The organism is Streptomyces sp. BK79, assembly GCF_044142145.1.
Classification (GTDB): Bacteria; Actinomycetota; Actinomycetes; order Streptomycetales; family Streptomycetaceae; genus Streptomyces.
The window spans coordinates 324,919-342,860 of record NZ_JBHVOC010000002.1; the positions used below are offsets into that span (position 1 = coordinate 324,919).

The following is a 17,942-nucleotide window of genomic DNA, read 5'->3' on the forward strand; positions in this document are numbered from 1 at the left end:
CAATAGTTTGCGTATTCACTGGGCAACCTGACCAGTGAAACGGCGCTACGGACGGGCGATCTGTACAGGATGACCAGCCGGAAGGGGGCGGGATGGGGATCGACCGGCTGGACGGGCGGATCATCGGGCTGCTGGCGCGGGAGCCGCGGATCGGGGTGCTGGAGATGTCCCGGCGGCTGGGGGTGGCGCGCGGCACCGCGCAGGCGCGGCTCGACCGGCTTCAGTCGAACGGAGTCATCCGCGGATTCGGTCCCGAGGTGGACCCGGCGGCGCTCGGCTACCCGGTGACCGCGTTCGCGACGCTGGAGATCCGGCAGGGCCAAGGGGCCGACGTACGGGCGCACTTGGCGACCGTGCCGGAGGTGCTGGAGCTGCACACCACGACCGGCACCGGGGACATGCTGTGCCGGCTGGTGGCCCGCTCGAACGCCGATCTCCAGCGGGTGATCGACCGGGTTGTCGGTTTTGATGGCATCGTCCGGGCCGCCACGGCGATCGTCATGGAGAACCCCGTTCCGCTGCGGATCATCCCGCTGGTGGAGCAGGCGGCCCGGGACGAGGAGCAAGGCGCCATCGGCGACAGCGGCGACTGAGACCGGCCCCGGGCCGGCCCGACCCGGAGGTGAGCGGCGGTGAACTTCTGGGAGTTCCTGGCCAGCCGCCACCAGCAGCTGCTCGCCGACGCCGGCCAGCACGCCAGCGCGGTCTTCCAGTGCATGGTCGTGGCGACCCTGATCGGCGTCCTGATCGGCGTCCTCACCTACCGCAGCGAGTGGGCGGGGAACCTGGCGACGCTGACCACGTCGACCATCCTGACCATCCCGTCCCTGGCCATGATCGGCCTGCTCATCCCGATCGTGGGACTGGGCGTGCCGCCGACGGTGACCGCGCTGACCCTGTACGGGCTGCTGCCGATCGTGCGCAACGCGATCGTCGGCCTGCGCGGGGTGGACCCGGCGCTGGTGGACGCCGCGACGGGCATCGGGATGTCCCGCCCGGCCCGGCTGCTGAGGGTGGAGCTGCCGCTGGCCTGGCCGCCGATCCTCACCGGGATCCGGGTCTCGACGCAGATGCTGATGGGCATCGCCGCCATCGCCGCGTACGCCTCCGGCCCGGGCCTCGGCAACGAGATCTTCCGCGGGATCGCCTCGCTGGGCAGCAAGAACGCCCTCAACCAGGTGCTCGCGGGCACGCTCGGGATCATCGTCCTGGCGCTGCTGTTCGACGCCGCGTACGTCCTGCTCGGACGGCTGACCATTCCGAGGGGGATCCGTGTCTGAGAACAGCGGCCTCGCCACCACCGGGGCGACCATCGAGCTGGAGTCGCTCACCAAGCGCTATCCCGGCAATCCGCAGCCGGCCGTCGAGAACGTGTCGATGGAGATCAAGGCCGGCGAGACGGTCATCTTCGTCGGCCCCTCGGGCTGCGGGAAGTCCACCACCCTGAAGATGATCAACCGGCTGATCGAGCCCAGCGGCGGACGCATCCGCATCGACGGCGAGGACGTCACCGACATCGACCCGGTGAAGCTCCGCCGCAAGGTCGGCTACGCGATCCAGTCCTCCGGCCTCTTCCCGCACATGACCGTCGCCCAGAACATCGCCCTCGTACCGAAGATGATCGGCTGGTCGAAGGCCCGCATCCGGTCCCGGGTGGAGGAGATGCTCGACCTGGTGGGGCTGGACGCCGGGGAGTTCCACGGCCGCTATCCGCGCCAGCTCTCCGGCGGGCAGCAGCAGCGGGTGGGCGTGGCGCGGGCGCTGGCGGCCGATCCGCCGGTGCTGCTGATGGACGAGCCGTTCGGCGCGGTCGACCCGATCACCCGGGACCACCTCCAGGACGAGCTGATCCGGCTCCAGCACGAGCTGCACAAGACGATCGTCTTCGTCACCCACGACTTCGACGAGGCGATCAAGCTGGGCGACCGGATCGCGGTGCTGCGCGAACGCTCCCACATCGCGCAGTTCGACACTCCGGAGGCGATCCTCACCAACCCGGCGGACGACTTCGTCTCCGGCTTCGTGGGCGCGGGCGCGGCGCTGAAGCGGCTGAACCTGACCCGGGTGCGGGACGTCGGCATCACCGACTACCCGACGGTGACCGTCGAGGACCCGCTCCAGCACATCTTCAACCGCCTGCGGGCGGCCGGCACCAACGAGATCCTGCTCCTCGACCGGCGCGGGCGGCCCTACAAGTGGCTGCGGCGCGGGGACCTGATGCGGGCCAAGGGCTCGCTGGCGCGGGCCGGGACGCTGGTGCACGACACGGTGACCCGGGACGCGACGCTGCGGGACGCGCTGGAGGCGGTCCTCACCGACAACGCGGGGCGGGTCGCGGTCACCGGGCGGCGCGGCGAGTACGAGGGCGTCGTCGACATGGAGACGCTGATGAACTCCGTGCAGGACCTGCTGGAGGCCGACCGGCTGGACGCGCTGGAGCACCAGCACGACCTGGAGGAGGCGCGGGCCGAGCAGACCCACGCCGAGCAGGAGGGCTTCACCGACGGCGGTCCCGGAGGGGAGGGGGGCAGGGCGTGAGCACCTCTTCTTCCGTTTCTCCTGATCCTTCCGGCCGGGACGAGGACGAGGCGGAGTACGAGCCGCACCCGCCGGCCCCGGCGTCCCCGGAGGCGACGGGACGGCGGGTCGGCTGGCGGAAGCTGACCTTCCTGCCCGCGCTCCTGGTCGCCCTGCTGCTGGCGACCTGGCTGTGGTTCCGGCAGGCCGACCTGGACGCGCTGAGCGAGAACGCCCTCTCCGACGGGCAGGTCACCAAGGCGCTGTGGCAGCACGTCCAACTGACCGTGATCTCCACCTTCTTCGTGCTGATCATCGCGATCCCGCTGGGCATCCTGCTCACCCGCCGGATGTTCCGCAGGGCCACGCCGGTGGCGATGGCGTTCGCCAACATGGGCCAGGCGACCCCGGCGATCGGCCTGCTGGCACTGCTGGTGATCTGGCTCGGCATCGGCCGCACGGCCGCCCTGATCGGCATCATCATCTACGCCGTCCTGCCGGTGCTCTCCAACACCATCGCCGGCCTGAAGGCGAACGACCCGACCCTGCTGGAGGCGGCCCGCGGCATCGGCATGTCCCCGCTGGGCGTGCTCACCCGGGTGGAACTCCCGCTGGCCGTCCCGCTGATCCTGGCCGGCGTGCGCACGGCCCTCGTCCTCAACGTCGGCACGGCGACCCTGGCCGTCTTCGGCGGGGGCGGCGGGCTGGGCGTGCTCATCACCACCGGGATCACCAGCCAGCGGATGCCGGTGCTGGTGCTGGGCTCGATCCTCACCGTCGCCCTCGCCCTGCTGGTGGACTGGCTGGCCTCGCTCGCCGAACTGCTGTTGCGGCCCCGCGGCCTGGAGGTGCGGACATGAGCACGGGCTCCCGACGCGGCGGCCGCGGACGCCGTACGTGGCCGGCGGTGGCCGCGCTGCTGGTGGCGGCCTCCGGGTGCGGGCTGACCAGCGGCTCCCCGATGGTCGACGACGTCGGGCCCGGCACGATCGGCAAGGGCCGGCCGCTGGAGGGCGCCGACCTGACGGTGGTGTCCAAGCAGTTCACCGAGCAGCTCGTGCTCGGCGCGATCATGGGCATCGCCTTCCAGGCGGCCGGCGCGGAGGTGCTCGACCGGACCGGCATCCAGGGCTCCGTGGGCACCCGGGCCGCGGTGGAGAACGGCGACGCCGACGCCACGTACGAGTACACGGGCACCGCCTGGATCACGTACCTCGGGCACAGCGAGCCGATCCCCGACCCGCACGAGCAGTGGGTGGCGGTGCGCGACGAGGATCTGAGGAAGGGGCTGACCTGGCTGCCGCCGGCCCGGCTCAACAACACCTACGCGCTGGCGATGAACCAGGCCAACCACAAGAAGTACGGCACCGACACGCTGTCGGAGGTGGCGGAGCTGGCCAAGCGCGACCCGGCGGCGGTGACGCTGTGCGTGGAGGTCGAGTTCGCCAACCGGGCGGACGGGCTGCCGGGCATGGAGAAGGCATACGGGATGGACATCCCGGCCCGGAACATCACGGACATGGACACCGGGATCATCTACACGCAGACGGCGGACGGCGCCTGCACCTACGGCGAGGTGTACACCACCGACGGGCGGATCAAGTCGATGAACCTGGCGGTGATGGAGGACGACAAGCACTTCTTCCCGAACTACAACGCGGCGCCGATGGTCCGCACCGACGTCCTGAAGAAGTGGCCGGCGATCGCCGATGTCCTCGACCCGGTCACCAAGGCGCTCGACAACGACGTGGCGCGGACCCTGAACGCGAAGGTCGACGTCGACGGGGAGGACCCGCACCAGGTGGCGCTGGACTGGATGGTCGAGAAGGGCTTCGTGAAGGAGGGCGGCTGAGCGGCGCCCGCCCCCCGGCCTCAGCAGGCGGGGACCTCGCCCTTGCCCGTCTCCAGGGCCTTCAGGGAGTCGACCGCGCCCTTCAGGGTGGTGACCGGGATCAGCCGGAGTCCCCGCGGCAGCTCCGCCCGCGCGTCCGAGCACTCCGCCTTCGGCACCAGGAAGACGGTGGCGCCGTCCCGCCGCGCGGCCTGCGTCTTCAGCGGCACACCGCCGACGGCGCCGACCTTGCCGCCGGTGGTGATCGTGCCGGTGCCGGCGACGACCTTGCCGCCGGTGAGGTCGCCGGCGGACAGCTTGTCGACGATGCCGAGCGAGAAGAGCAGGCCGGCGCTGGGGCCGCCGACGTCCTCCAGGCGCAGCTCGACGTCGACGTCGTCCTCGTCGAGCCGCAGGTAGTTCAGGGCCGCCGCGGTCGCCGCGTCCTGGGACTCCCTCATCTGCTCCTCGTTGTAATCCTCGATCTCCTGGACGCCGTCGCCGTTCGGGTAGACGGCGTCGCGGGGCATCACGGCACGGTCGGTGTCGAACCAGCTCGCGAGCACGTCGCCGAGGCCGACGCTCGCGTCGGGGCCGGTCGCCTCGATCGTCGTCATCCGCAGCTGCCCGGTCGTCTCGTGCGTCGGCGCCCCCTCGATCGTGATCACCGGGGCGCCCTGGTTCTTCCCGAGCACGTCGGCCGTCAGCCCGGGCCGCGCCACGGAGAACGGCAGCGGCGCGAACACGGCGGTGGCGAGCAGCGCCACGACGGGCACCGCACAGACGGCGAGGACCTGGGGACGCGTGAGACGAGAGAGCACGAAGTCAATCTAACGCGACGCATCCACCCCCGTAGCTGCGGGCAGTCGCACCCCACCCCCGTAGCTGCGGGCAGTCGTGCCTCCCCCAGTGCCTGGACGGCCTGGGAGGTACCCCCAGGGGCGGCACGGGTGGGCGCAGCGGCACCCCGTTACGCCGGGCCGCGCATCCCACCCCCGGCCCACCCCCACGCCCCGCACAACCCAGGGACGTCACCGCAACGCCTCCGCCACCTCCCGCGCCGCGTCCATCACCCGCGCCCCCACCCGCTCCGGCACGACCTCCGCCAGCATCACCACACCCACACTGCCCTCCACCCCCGTCACCCCGAGCAGCGGCGCCGCCGCCCCGCAGGCCCCGGCCTCCAGCTCCCCGTGGGTCAGGGTGTACCCGGGCCGCTCCTCCCCCTCGGCGGGCTGCCCCTGCTGCCGCGCGGACAGGATCGCCTTCCCCGCGGCCCCCCGCTCCAGCGGATGCCGGAACCCCGCCCGGTACGCCACGTGGTAGTCCGTCCAGGTCGGTTCGACGACGGCCACGGCCAGCGCCTCCGCCCCGTCCACCAGCGTCAGGTGGGCCGTCGCCCCGATGTCCTCGGCCAGCGACCGCAGCGCCGGCATCGCCGCCTCGCGCACCAGTGGATGCACCTGGCGGCCCAGGCCCAGCACCCCGAGCCCCACCCGGGCGCGTCCGCCCAGGTCACGGCGTACGAGTGCGTGCTGCTCCAGCGTGGCCAGCAACCGGTACACGACGGTCCGGTTGACGCCCAGTTTGTGGGACAGCTCGGTGACGGTCAGTCCGTGGTCCGTATCGGCCAGCAGTTTGAGGACCCGCAGTCCCCGGTCGAGCGTCTGAGAGGTCTCCGCGGTCACGACGCCCACTCCTTAGTGGTGAGGTCGGCGGCCCTCCTCGCGGGGATGCGTCACCGAGTCCCGTCAGTGACGCGCTTCAGAGGCCGCCGATCGGCTGACGGCCCGGCCTTGTGCCCGGGCCCAGTCGCTTCACGGCTGCGCTCCGCGGCGGCGCTGCCACGGGGCGTGTGCGTAGCGGGACAGTAGCGACCAGGTCCGCTCAGCGGAAGGCTCCGTCCAGAATCCGGGCGACGCCCGGTGCGGACTACCTGTGTTTGTCCCGATACGTACAGCGCACGCGGCGCGGCCCGCACGCCCCGCCCCTCACTTCATGCGCGTGGCCCACTCCCGCACCTTGTCGATGCGCTGGCGCAGTTGCCCGGCGGTGGCCTCGGCGCTGGGCGGGCCGCCGCAGACGCGGCGCAGTTCGGTGTGGATCACGCCGTGCGGCTTGCCGCTCTGGTGGACGTAGGCGCCGACGAGGTTGTTGAGCTGCTTGCGCAGTTCCATCAGCTCCTTGTGGGAGACCACCGGCCGCCGCTCGGCGGGCAGTTCGAGCAGGTCCGCCTCGTCGTCGGGCTTCTTGCGGCTGTGCGCGATCTGCCGGGCCTGCCGCTTCTGGAGCAGCAGCTGCACCTGGTCGGGCTCCAGCAGTCCCGGGATGCCGAGATAGTCCTGCTCCTCCTCGCTCCCCGGGTGGGCCTGCATGCCGAACTCGGCGCCGTTGTACATGACCCGGTCGAAGGTCGCCTCGGACTCCAGCGCCTCGAAGGAGAACTGCTCCTGCTCGCCGGTGTCCTCGTCCTGCTCCCGGTTCGCCTCGTCCATCTCCTTCTCGGACTCGGCGTACGGGTCCTCCTCGCCGTCCTTCTTGGGCTTGTCGAGGACGTGGTCGCGCTCGCGCTCCATCTCGTTGGCGAAGGTGAGCAGGTCGGGCACGGTCGGCAGGAAGACGGAGGCGGTCTCGCCGCGCCGCCGGGACCGTACGAAACGGCCGACGGCCTGGGCGAAGAAGAGGGGGGTGGAGATGGTGGTGGCGTACACGCCGACCGCGAGGCGGGGCACGTCGACGCCCTCGGACACCATGCGGACGGCGACCATCCACCGGTCGGTGCTGCCGCTGAAGTCGTCGATGTTCTTCGACGCGCCGGTGTCGTCGGACAGGACGACGGTGGCCTTGCTGCCGGTGATCTCGCGGATCAGCTTGGCGTAGGCGCGCGCGGAGTCCTGGTCGGCGGCGATGACGAGGGCGCCGGCGTCCGGGATGGCCTTCCTGACCTCGGTGAGCCGCTGGTCGGCGGCGCGCAGTACGGCCGGCATCCACTCGCCGCGCGGGTCGAGGGCGGTGCGCCAGGCCTGGCTGACGGCGTCCTTGGTCATCGGCTCGCCGAGCCGCGCGGCGATCTCGTCGCCCGCCTTCGTCCGCCAGCGCATGTTGCCGCTGTAGCTCATGAAGATGACCGGGCGCACGACGCCGTCGGCGAGCGCGGAACCGTACCCGTAGGTGTAGTCGGCGGCGGAGCGCCGGATGCCGTCGTTGCCCTCCTCGTACGTGACGAAGGGGATCGGGTTGGTGTCGGAGCGGAACGGCGTACCGGTCAGCGCGAGGCGTCGCGTGGCCGGCTCGAACGCCTCCAGGCAGGCCTCGCCCCAGGACTTGGAGTCACCGGCGTGGTGGATCTCGTCGAGGATGACGAGGGTCTTGCGCTGCTCGACGCGGTTGCGGTGCAGCATGGGGCGGACGCCGACGCCCGCGTACGTGACGGCGATGCCCTGGTACTCGCGGCTGAGCGGCCCGGCGCTGTACTCCGGGTCGAGCTTGATCCCTATCCGCGCGGCGGCCTCGGCCCACTGCTTCTTCAGGTGCTCGGTCGGCGCGACGACGGTCACCTGCTGCACGACGTGGTGGTGCAGCAGCCAGGAGGCGAGCGTCAGGGCGAAGGTCGTCTTGCCGGCACCGGGGGTGGCGACCGCCAGGAAGTCCCGGGGCTGCTCCTGGAGGTACTTCTCCATCGCCCCCTGCTGCCAGGCTCGCAGCTTGCTGGCGGTGCCCCACGGGGCGCGGCCGGGGAAGGCCGGGGAGAGGTGGTGCGAGGTGCTGGAGCTGGCGGTGGTAGTCACGGTCTCCGAAGGGGGTAGAGCGGCTCGGCCACGTATGACAACCGGGCCACCCTACCGGCGCCCCGACACGGCCGGCGCCCGCACCGGGGCGGGTCACCCCCGGGTGGGACGGACGTCACAACCGCCCCGCCGGAGCGCCGGAAGCGCCCGCTTCACCGCTGCCGCACCCGCGTGGCCACCCACGCCCCCACCAGCGCCACCCCCGCCATCGGCAGGAACACCGCCGCGAAGGCCGCCGGGTGGGAGCTGGTCGCCTCCGTGGCGCCGTGGCTCACCGTGCCGCCTCCGAGGGCGGCGAAGGCCGCTCCGCCGGCCGACAGCAGGACGACGTTGGACAGGCCGTCGGAGATCTGGAGCGCGGCGGAGTTGCTGCCGGCCTCCTCGGGGGCGGAGAGCTTGAGCAGCAGCACGCTGGTGGAGGAGATCACCAGGCCCATGCCGAAGCAGCCGAAGCCCCAGGCGACGGCCACCGTCCAGGCGGGCACGGCGTCGATCAGCACGCTGGGAGCCGTGGCGATGGCCGCCGCGACCAGGGTCATGCCGAGGGCCATCAGCCGCTCGCGGTGGGGTTCGAGGCGCGGCCGGGACTGGAACCACGAGCCCAGGGCCCAGGTCGCCCCGCCCGCGGCCAGCGAGAACCCGGCCATCGTGGGGCTGAGCCCGCGCTGCGTGACCAGCATCAGCGGGACGAAGGACTCCGCGGCGATGAAGGCGCCCGCGGCGACGCCGCGCAGCAGGACGACGGAGGGCAGCCCGCGCACCGCCCGGTAGGTGCCGCGCGGCAGCAGGCCGAGGACGGCCGGGACGAGCAGCGCCACGCCCGCCGCGCCGGGCAGCAGCGAGGCCCAGCGCAGGTCCTGGGCGGCGTACTGGAGCAGGCCGGCGCCCAGCGAGATGGCGAGGGCGAGGCGGATGCGCCGGCGGTCGAACGACGCCGGCGCCTGCGCCCCGCCCACCGGTCCGGCCGCCCGGCTGCGTATCTGCGGCAGCGCGAGCGCCAGCGGGAGCAGGACCAGCACCGGGATGCCGACGAACACCCAGCGCCAGCCGAGCTGCTCGGTCACCGCGCCGGCGGCCAGCGGGCCGACGATCGACGGGACGACCCAGCCCGCCGCGAACGCCGCCATGATCGCGGGCCGCAGCCGCTCGGGGTAGGCCCGCCCGACGACGACGTACAGCGCGACGATCACCAGCCCGCCGCCGAGCCCCTGCACGGCCCGCCCGAGGATGAACAGCCACATCGCGCCGGCCGTCCCGGACAGCACCAGCCCGGCCGCGAAGGCGGTGATGCCGGCGGTCAGCGGTGCCAGCGGCCCCCGCCGGTCCGACCACTGCCCCGAGAGCACCATCCCGAACAGGCTCGTCGTGAAGTACCCCGAGAACGCGAAGGCGTACAGCGCCACCCCGTCCAGCTCCCGCGCCGCCACCGGCATCGCCGTCCCGACCGCCGTCGCCTCGAACGCGATCAGGACGACGACGGAGACGATGCCGACGCTCAGCGCCCGGTAGGCGCTGCTCAGCACGGTCTCGGCGGCGGGCGCGGCGCGGTCGGCCTTCGGGCCGGGGGCGGCGGTGTCGGCGGTGTCGGCGGTGTCGGCGACCTCGGTGTCGCGCGGTTCAGGGACGGTCATGGTCGCCAGGGTAAGGGCCGCAGGCCGGTTTGACCCCTGTCGGGAGACGGGACGGGACCGGGACCTTGGTCGTACGACCGCCCCCGTTCATGAACGGGGCGTGGCAGTCGTGTTGCGGTGCCCCCGGATGCCTTGAGCCCCTTTCCCTGGCCGCTCTACGGTCGGATCACCGAGTTCGGCACCGACCGGACCGAACGCGGAACACGGCCGTGTGCCCGAGTGGTTCAGGGGCTCGCCTGCAAAGCGAGTTACGCGGGTTCGAATCCCGCCACGGCCTCCGGTGCCGCGCCCGCGCGGCGCAGCAGCCACAGCGTGAGGACGAGGGTCGAGACGTCCGGGGTGAGGGGGCGCAGGCTCCCGTCGCACGGGTGCCAGGTCAGGACCGTGCCCGTCGGGCCGTCGACGACCACATCGCTGCCGTCGGGCAGGCGGCCCAGCCGGACGAGGTGGCCGCCCGGCTCGTCCGGTGCCCCGTCGCCGTAGTGCTCCGCCAGGGTCGGCAGCGGTATCCCGTCGTCGTCCGTGTCGAGCGGGAACGCGTGCTCCGGCAGGCCCGTCTCGCGCAGGAAGCGGCGGGTGGGCTCGTGGGTGAGGGCCGGGGGGAAGTCGATGTCCTCGAAACGGACCACGCGGCCCCGGCCGAACGCGTCCACCAGCAGGCGGTACGACAGGTCCACGGCCAGGCCGGACGCCGTGCGGCGGCCCGCCGACAGGAGCAGGCAGCCGATCACGGCCGCCGACGTCCACAGCAGCGGCGTCCCGCGCCCCGACGGCACCCGTGCCGGCGCCCGCGTCGTCATGTCCGTCGTGACCCCGTGCATCGTCTCCCCCGAGTGTGTGCGCGACCCAGCCCTGGCCGGTGGGAGCGGCAGTCGTCCCCACCGCTTCGCAGCCTACGCGCCACCACTGACAACGCCCCCGCCCCGCGAACCCACCCGTCGCTTCCCGCGCGGGACGGCCGTGCCGCGTCAGGCGGTGACCACCGCGGCCTGCGGGCGGATCGGGAGCCGGTTGACCGGGCGTCCCGTGGCCGCGCGCACCGCCGAGGCGACGGCCGCCGGGGAGGCCACCACCGGCACCGCGCTGACCGCCTTCGCGCCGAAGGGCGCGACCACGTCGCGTTCCTCGACGAGTTTCACGATCCGGATGTCCGGGGTGTCGAGCGCGGTGGGCAGGGCGTAGCCGGTGAGGTCCGGGTGGCGGATCAGGCCGCGCGGGGTGCGGAGGTTCTCCGTCAGCGCGATGCCGACCCCCTGGGTCACGCCCGCCTCGATCCGGGCGGTCAGCTGGGCCGGGTTCAGCACGCGGCCCACGTCCTGCGCGACGGCCAGTTCCACCACCCGCACGGAGCCGATCTCGATGTCGACGTCCACCACCGCGCGGACCGCGCAGAAGGCCATGCCGACGAACGCGTCGCCCTGACCGGCCTCGTCCAGCGGCTCGGTCGGGTGCGGCCGGCACTGGGCGGTGGCCCACAGCTCCTTGCCCTCCAGCGCCTCGGCGACCGTGGTCGACAGCACCCCGTCGTACGAGGTGATCTTGCCGTCGGCGATCTGGAGCAGCTCGGTGGACATTCCGAACTGGTGCGCCAGCGGCTGGAGGAGCTGGGTGCGGACCATCTTGGCCGCCCGTTCCACCGCGCCGCCCGACACCCAGGTGTGGCGGCCCCGGCAGCCCGGCCCGGCCGGGGGCTGGTCGGTGTCGACGGGCGCCACGTGCACCTCGTCGACGCCGAGCGTCTCCTGCACGATCTGCCGGGCCAGCGTGGTGAAGCCCTGGCCGGTCTCGACGGCCGCGCACAGCACCGTGGCCACGCCGCCCTGGACCTTCACGGTGGCCGTGGAGACCTCGTCGGCACCCTCGGCGCCCAGCATGTGCACCATGCCGATGCCGTAGCCCACGCCCCGGCGCACCGCGCCCGGTTCGCCCGCGCCCTCGGGGCCGCCGGGCAGCAGCCACTCGTCCTCGGGCGTGTCCTTGGGCAGGGCGGGGAGCGGGAAGTCGCGCACGGCCTGGAGGAGTTCGGCGACCGGGGCCGGGCAGGTGACCGTCTGGCCGGTGGGGAGCACGTCGCCGGTGGCGAGCACGTTGCGCAGCCGCACCTCGGCCGGGTCCAGGCCGAGTTTCCTGGCGACCTTGTCCATCTGCGCCTCGTACGCGGCGCACACCTGCATGGCGCCCTCGCCGCGCACATGGCCGGAGGGCGGGTTGTTGGTGCGCACGGCCCAGCCCTCGATGAAGGCGTTGGGGACGACGTAGGGGCCGCAGGCGAAGGCCACGGCGGCGGCCAGGGCGTCCGAGGAGGTGTCGGCGTAGGCGCCCGCGTCGAGCAGGATCTGCGCCTCGACCTTCACCACCCGGCCCTCCGCGTCCGCGTGGTGGCGGTAGCGCAGGAGGGTGGGGTGGCGGTGGACGTGGCCGAGGAAGGACTCCTCGCGCGTGGCGGTCAGCTTCACCGGGCAGCCGGTCTTCAGCGCGAGCAGGCCGAGCGGCAGCTGGAAGCCCTGGTCCTCGCGGTCGGCGGTGGCGCCGGGCACGCCGGTGACGACGATCTTCACCTGTTCGGGTGTCAGGCCGTAGCAGGACGCTGCGGTGTCGCGGTCGCCGTGCGGGTCGGTGGAGGCCAGGTACAGCTCCACGCCGCCGTCCGGGCGCGGGACCGCGAGGCCCGCCTCGGCCCCTATGGGCGCCGGGTCCTGGCGGCCGATGCGGTACAGGCCCTCGACGACGACCTCGCCGGACGCCTCCGGGTCGCCGTGCCTGAGCGGGATGTGCCGGATCAGGTTGCCGTCGGGGTGCAGCGGCTCCGCCTCGAAGGCCTGCTCGGGGTCGGTCACCGGGTCGAGCACCTCGTACTCGACGATGACGGCGGCGGCGGCCATCCGCGCGGTGTCCGGGTGGTCGGCGGCGACGGCGGCGATGGGCTCGCCGTGGTGGCGTACGACCTCGGAGGCGAACACCGGGCGGTCGGCCCGGCCGCGTCCGTGCAACGGGGCGCCGGGCACGTCCTCGTGGGTGACCACCGCGCGGACGCCGGGCATCTCGCGCGCGTGGGTGGTGTCGATGGACACGATGCGCGCGTGCGGGTGCGGCGAGCGCAGGACGGCCGCCCACAGCAGGCCCTCGGCCCACAGGTCGGCGGCGTACGGGAAGGTGCCCTCCGTCTTGGCGCGGGCGTCGGCGGGCGGCAGGGACGCGCCGATGCCGTGCGGGATCGGCTCGGCGACGGGAGCCGCCTCGGTCGCTCCCGCGGCCTCTGCGGTCGCGGCGTCGTTGCTCACGCCTGGCCTCCGTCCTGGCCGTCGGGCTGGTCGCCGTACGGGCGGTCGCTGTAGGGCCGGTCGTCGTACTGCTCGCCCTCGTACGACTCGCCGTACGCCGGGTCACGGTACGACTGGTCGCCGTAGGACTGGTCCTCGTACGGCTGCTCGTCGTGGGGCTGCTCGTCGTGGGGCTGCTCGTCGTAGGGCTGCTCGTCGTAGGGCTGCTCGTCGTACGGCCGGTCGTTCGGGTCCTGGGCGTGCGGTGCCGGTGTCTCCGGAGGGCCGGGCGGGCCCTGGGACTCGAAGGCCGACGGGTTGACGCCGCCCGCGCCCGGGCCCGCCTGGTGCGGGATGCGGGGCTCGTCCGCGTCCGTCCCGTCCGTCTCGGCGGCGGTGTGCGCCTCGCGTTCGGCGACGACCTCCTGGACCGCCTCCAACACCCCCCGGTAGCCGGAGCAGCGGCACAGGTTGCCGCACAGGGCCTGGCGGGCCTCCAGCTCGGTCGGCGCCGGGTTGCCCTCCAGGAGGTTGTGCACGGTCATCGCCATCCCGGGCACGCAGAAGCCGCACTGCACCGCGCCGCGCCGGGCGAGCGCCCGCTGCACGTCCGACGGCCGTCCGTCGGCGGCCAGGCCCTCGACCGTACGCACCTCGCTGCCGGCGGCGGTGGCGGCGGGGACCAGGCAGGAGGCGACGAGGCGCCCGTCGACCTGCACGTTGCAGGCGCCGCACTCGCCCTGCGAGCAGCCGTCCTTGGCGCCCGCGAGGCCGAGCCGCTCGCGCAGCACGTACAGCAGCGACTCGCCGATCCAGGCGTCGGTGACGGGCCGGTCGGCGCCGTTGACGCGCAGGACGTACGAGGCGAGGGGGTGCTCCTCGTGCGGGCCGGCGGGGGCCCGCTCGGCGGAGGCGCCGGGGTCGGGGGCGGGGTCGGGGTCGGTCCGCGGACCGTCGTCGGGCTCCGCCGCCGTGTCCTGCCCCGGGTCCGGCTCCGGGTCGTGCCCCGGCTCCGGCTCCAGGGCATGCGCGAACTCCCGCGCCTGCTCCGGGCCGTGCTCCTGCTCCTGCTCCTGCTCTCGGCCGTCGTCCCCTGAGGCGTCCGGCGCCGGAGCCGCCACGGGCTCCTCGGCGGCCTCGGGGGCGGCTTGCGCGGCGACGTCCTCGGGGGACCGCGCCGAGGGCTCCCCGGGCCCCTCGGGGGCCTCCTCGGCCTCCTGCGGCTCGCCGCTCACCCCCTCGCCGGTCACCGTCTCGTCGGTCGCCGTCTCGTCGGCCGTCGGTGCCGCGGTGGGTTCCGCGGGCGCCTCCGCGTACGGACCGTCGCCGGGTGCGGGCGGGGCGTCCGCCGGACCGGCCTGCGCGGCCCGTGCCGTGCGGTCGCTCCACGGCTGGCCGATCTGCTGGGTCGCCCAGGGGGCCGGGGCGCCGCCGGGCAGGGTGGCCGGCGCGGTGCCGCCCCACTGCTCGGCCAGGGAGGACTGGGTGAACTCGCCCGACTCGTCCGGCAGGTCGCCGTCGGCGACGGGGATGGACCACTGCCCGGTCACGTCCTGCCCGGTCGCGTCCTGCCCGCCCGCGCCGTCGGACCCGCCCGCGCCCTCGGGGGCGGCGGCCCCGGAGAAGTCCCACTGGCCGGTGGCCCCGAGGTGGGTGAACCGGTCGCCCTGACCGGCGCCCTGAACGGCGCCCTGACCGTACGGCGCGGCCCCGGAGTCGGTGCCGTACGGCGCGGCGTCGCCGCCCACCTCGTACGGCGCCGTACCGGCGTTCGCGTCGTACGGCGCGCTCCCGCCGTAGGGGTCCTGCGGCGGGTACGCGGCGTACCCCGGCCGGTCGGCGGGCTGCTGCCCCGCGTCCGGGACGTGCCACTGGCCGCCGTCCACGGGCGCGGACGGCATCGCCCAGGTGCCGGTGGCCGCCGGGTCGGTGCCGGTGGTGGCGGGCGTGACCGTGATCTGCGGCGGCACGTAGCCGTGGCCGGGTGCGGCGAGGGGGCTGTCGGCGGAGGCGAGGAGCGCGTCCACGCCGCCCTCGGGGAGCTTCACGAACGCGGTGGCGCCGTCGTCGTAGTCGCCCTGGGGCAGCGGGTCCCAGCGGCCGCCGCTCGGGGGCGCGCCCTGTCCGTGCCGGTCGTCGTGCTGGTCGTCGGTCACGACAGCGCCCTCCCCAGTGCTCGTCGGGCCAGTGCGGCGACGGTGCGCCGCAGGTGCAGTACGGCCGGCGGGAGCTGCGGTACGGAGCCGTCCTCGGCCGGGGCCGCGTCGGGGATGCAGGCGGCGGCGACGTACTCGCCGAAGGCGTGCAGCGCCTCCGGGACGATCGCGCGGCCGTTGTCCCAGTCGATGAGCGAGGCCACCCACTGCTCGGCCTCCAGGGGCCGCAGCGGCATCGGGGCGATGGCACCGACGGCGCACCGCACCCCGCGCCGGGCGGGGTCGAGGACCAGCGCCACGGACGCCATCGCGCGTCCCGGGCCGGTCCGGCCGGTCGCCTTGAGGAAGACCTGCGGCGCGTGCAGCAGCGGCACGCGCACGTGGCCGATGAGTTCGCCCGCGCGGAGCATCTCCATGCCGGCCAGCAGGTGCGAGACCGGCATCTCCCGGCGGGCCCCGCCCGGGCCCGCGATGATCAGCGTCGCCTCCAGGGCGGCCAGCACCGGCAGCGCGTCACCGGTGGGCGCGGCCGAGGCGATGTTGCCGCCCAGCGTGCCCGCGTTGCGGATCTGCGGCGGTCCGGCGGCGCGCGCGGCGGCGGCGAGCGCCGGGATGAGCGCGGCGAAGTCGGGGCGGCCCATGCGGGCGTGCGTGAGGCCCGTGCCGAGCAGCGCGTGACCGTCCTGGTACTGCCAGCCGCGCATCTCGCTGATCCGGCCGAGACCCACCAGCGCGGCGGGCCTGAGCTGCCCGGAGTTGACCGCGGCCATCAGGTCGGTACCGCCCGCGACCGGCACGGCGGCGGGCATGGCGGCCAGTGCCGCCACCGCCTCGTCCAGTGTCGTGGGCAGCGTGACGGCCTGCGCCGCCTGCGGTGCGTGCGTGGTCAAACCGACTGCCCCTTCCCGCTGTCCCACCTGGTCCCGCCCATGTGGCCGTACGGTACGACCTCACAGGGCGGACGTGGCAACTCTGGCACATCTTCGCAGGGCCCGAACGCGGGGGTCCGCTAGGAGGCATTCGCCCACCTCGTAGGCGAGATGTGCCGTTTTCCCACAGGATCAACGGCAATCTTCCGACAATCCGACGGAGGCGCGATGAGCGAGAGTTGCCACTCTTCGGTGGGGTTTTGGGGGCATTCCCCCTACTCGTTCGGAGGCGGTCCCTCAAGGGGACGGCCGAGCACACCGGGCCGCCGCTGCCAGGGCAGCGGGCCGCCGGGCGGCCGGTAGGCGACGCCCAGGGCGTCCAGTCGCCGGTAGTGGGCGGCCATCCGCCGCTCGAAGGCGGCGAAGTCCCGCTCCTCGGGGACGGGCAGGGCGCTCCAGGCCACCTCGGCGAACGCGGCCAGCCTCGGGAAGACCTGGTAGTCCACCCGCCGCTGGTCCTCCGTCACCTCGGTCCACATGTTGGCCTGGGTGCCGAGCACGTGTCCGGCCTCGTCCGGCGTCAGCTCCGGGGGGACCGGCTCGAACCGGTAGACGTCCTCCAGGGTGCGCACGTAGCCGATCGGCACGGGTTCGTCCTCGCCCGGCGCCTCCCGGTAGTTCAGGTACACCTGCTGCTCGGGGCACATGACCACGTCGTGTCCCGCGCGCGCGGCGGCGATCCCGCCCGCGTACCCGCGCCAGGAGGACACGGCCGCGCCCTCGGCCAGCCCACCCTCCAGGATCTCGTCCCAGCCGATCAGCCGGCGTCCGCGTGCGGCGAGCCAGGTGTCGAAGTGCCGGACGAACCAGGCCTGGAGTCCGACCTCGCCGTCGAGCCCGAGTTCCTCGATGCGCGCCTGCGCGGTGGCCGAGCGCCGCCACTGGTCCTTGGGGCACTCGTCGCCGCCGATGTGGACGAACTCCGACGGGAACAGCTCCAGGACCTCCTCGAACACCCCCTCGTAGAAGCGCAGGGTGTGGTCGGTGGGGGCGAGCACGTTCTCGGAGATCCCCCAGGTGTCCCAGACGGCGAGCGCGGCGGTGTCGACGACGTCCGTGTTGCCGAGTTCCGGATACGCGGCGATGGCGGCCTGCGAGTGCCCGGGTACGTCGATCTCGGGGACGACGGTGATGTGCCGTTCGGCGGCGTAGGCGACGATCTCGCGGAGGTCGTCCTGGGTGTAGTAGCCGCCGTGGGGTTTGTCCTCCCACAGCGGCGAGGCGCGGTGGCCGTACTTGGTGCGCGCCCGCCAGGAGCCGGTCCCGGTGAGCTTCGGGTGGCGCCTGATCTCGACGCGCCAGCCCTGGTCGTCGGTCAGGTGGAGGTGCAGGACGTTGAGTTTGTGGGCCGCCATCAGGTCCAGGTGGCGCAGGACGCCTTCCTTGGGCGTGAAGTGCCGGGCGACGTCGAGCATCGTGCCGCGCCAGCGGAAGCGGGGCGCGTCCTCGATCCGGACCAGGGGCAGCCGCCACCGGCGGCCGGGCAGCGGTGCGCGCCGGAAGGCGTTCGGGCCGAGGAGCTGCCGGAGCGTCTGGGCGCCCCAGAACAGGCCGGCCGGGCCGCCGCCGGTGAGGTGCGCGCCGCGCGGCGTGACGTGGAGCCGGTAGCCCTCGGCGTCCAGTTCGCCGTCGAGGGACAGGCGGACGACGTTCTCGTCGCCCTCCCCCGGTGCCAGCGGCAGACCGGTGGCCGCGCCCAGGGTGGCGCGCAGCCAGCGTTCGGTGCCCCGCGTGCCGTCGGCCGCCGCGATGGTGGTGTCCGGGCCGAGGTCGAGGAACTCCTCCTCGTGGGCCGTCACTCGCCGGGGGTGGGGAATCAGATCCGTCACG

Annotated in this window: 14 protein-coding genes and 1 tRNA gene; 6 read left to right on the forward strand and 9 right to left on the reverse strand. The window is 73.8% G+C overall.

Annotated elements, in window-relative coordinates; translation table 11 throughout:
• Positions 1 to 92: 92 nt before the first annotated feature.
• From ACFIF2_RS03530 to ACFIF2_RS03550, 5 genes are read left to right on the forward strand one after another with little or no spacing between them, the layout of a single operon-like run.
• A complete protein-coding gene (locus tag ACFIF2_RS03530) occupies positions 93 to 593 on the forward strand; it encodes an Lrp/AsnC family transcriptional regulator (protein WP_395570957.1) in 501 nt (166 codons plus the stop codon).
• A gap of 39 nt (positions 594 to 632) precedes the next feature.
• Positions 633 to 1,280 (forward strand): ABC transporter permease, encoded by a 648-nt coding sequence (locus tag ACFIF2_RS03535; RefSeq protein ID WP_395570958.1) that lies wholly within the window; start codon positions 633 to 635, stop codon positions 1,278 to 1,280.
• On the forward strand, positions 1,273 to 2,538 hold the full coding sequence (locus tag ACFIF2_RS03540) for a betaine/proline/choline family ABC transporter ATP-binding protein (RefSeq protein WP_395570959.1): 1,266 nt from the start codon (positions 1,273 to 1,275) through the stop codon (positions 2,536 to 2,538). The genes ACFIF2_RS03535 and ACFIF2_RS03540 overlap by 8 nt, the downstream gene beginning before the upstream one ends.
• Positions 2,535 to 3,377, forward strand: a complete 843-nt coding sequence (locus ACFIF2_RS03545; protein WP_395570960.1) for an ABC transporter permease — start codon at positions 2,535 to 2,537, stop codon at positions 3,375 to 3,377. The genes ACFIF2_RS03540 and ACFIF2_RS03545 overlap by 4 nt, the downstream gene beginning before the upstream one ends.
• The gene (locus ACFIF2_RS03550; protein WP_395570961.1) at positions 3,374 to 4,369 is read left to right on the forward strand and encodes a glycine betaine ABC transporter substrate-binding protein; all 996 of its coding nucleotides are present in this window, start codon (positions 3,374 to 3,376) and stop codon (positions 4,367 to 4,369) included. The genes ACFIF2_RS03545 and ACFIF2_RS03550 overlap by 4 nt, the downstream gene beginning before the upstream one ends.
• A 20-nt stretch (positions 4,370 to 4,389) precedes the next feature.
• Here the strand turns inward: ACFIF2_RS03550 and ACFIF2_RS03555 are convergent, their stop codons facing one another.
• The 4 genes from ACFIF2_RS03555 to ACFIF2_RS03570 all read right to left on the reverse strand — a co-directional run bounded on the left by ACFIF2_RS03555 (position 4,390) and on the right by ACFIF2_RS03570 (position 9,767).
• Entirely contained in the window at positions 4,390 to 5,169 is a 780-nt protein-coding gene (locus ACFIF2_RS03555; protein ID WP_395570962.1) for a S16 family serine protease, read from the reverse strand.
• A 210-nt stretch (positions 5,170 to 5,379) separates the two neighbouring features.
• Positions 5,380 to 6,036 carry an IclR family transcriptional regulator gene (locus ACFIF2_RS03560; RefSeq protein WP_395570963.1) on the reverse strand — a complete coding sequence of 219 codons (657 nt, stop codon included), beginning with the start codon at positions 6,034 to 6,036 and terminating at the stop codon, positions 5,380 to 5,382.
• A 303-nt stretch (positions 6,037 to 6,339) separates the two neighbouring features.
• Positions 6,340 to 8,136: a DEAD/DEAH box helicase gene (locus ACFIF2_RS03565; RefSeq protein WP_395570964.1), complete on the reverse strand. Its 1,797-nt coding sequence runs from the start codon at positions 8,134 to 8,136 to the stop codon at positions 6,340 to 6,342.
• A 152-nt stretch (positions 8,137 to 8,288) separates the two neighbouring features.
• Entirely contained in the window at positions 8,289 to 9,767 is a 1,479-nt protein-coding gene (locus ACFIF2_RS03570) for an MFS transporter (RefSeq protein WP_395570965.1), read from the reverse strand.
• Between the two features lie 205 nt (positions 9,768 to 9,972).
• On the opposite strand from ACFIF2_RS03570, the gene ACFIF2_RS03575 reads away from it, so the two are divergent.
• Positions 9,973 to 10,044 (forward strand) — tRNA-Cys (locus ACFIF2_RS03575).
• On the opposite strand, the gene ACFIF2_RS03580 is transcribed toward ACFIF2_RS03575, so the two are convergent.
• From ACFIF2_RS03580 to ACFIF2_RS03600, 5 genes are all read right to left on the reverse strand, one after another.
• Complete coding sequence (locus ACFIF2_RS03580) at positions 10,016 to 10,588, reverse strand: SUKH-4 family immunity protein (RefSeq protein ID WP_395570966.1); 573 nt, start codon at positions 10,586 to 10,588, stop codon at positions 10,016 to 10,018. The two genes, ACFIF2_RS03575 and ACFIF2_RS03580, sit on opposite strands and share 29 nt — an antisense overlap.
• A 147-nt stretch (positions 10,589 to 10,735) precedes the next feature.
• Complete coding sequence (locus ACFIF2_RS03585) at positions 10,736 to 13,048, reverse strand: xanthine dehydrogenase family protein molybdopterin-binding subunit (protein ID WP_395570967.1); 2,313 nt, start codon at positions 13,046 to 13,048, stop codon at positions 10,736 to 10,738.
• Positions 13,045 to 15,183, reverse strand: coding sequence for a 2Fe-2S iron-sulfur cluster-binding protein (locus ACFIF2_RS03590; RefSeq protein WP_395570968.1), 2,139 nt, complete (start codon positions 15,181 to 15,183; stop codon positions 13,045 to 13,047). Before ACFIF2_RS03590 ends, ACFIF2_RS03585 begins: the two co-directional genes overlap by 4 nt.
• Entirely contained in the window at positions 15,180 to 16,073 is an 894-nt protein-coding gene (locus ACFIF2_RS03595) for an FAD binding domain-containing protein (RefSeq protein WP_395570969.1), read from the reverse strand. The genes ACFIF2_RS03590 and ACFIF2_RS03595 overlap by 4 nt, the downstream gene beginning before the upstream one ends.
• A 254-nt stretch (positions 16,074 to 16,327) precedes the next feature.
• On the reverse strand, positions 16,328 to 17,941 hold the full coding sequence (locus ACFIF2_RS03600; protein WP_395570970.1) for a beta-N-acetylhexosaminidase: 1,614 nt from the start codon (positions 17,939 to 17,941) through the stop codon (positions 16,328 to 16,330).
• Position 17,942 lies beyond the last annotated feature (1 nt).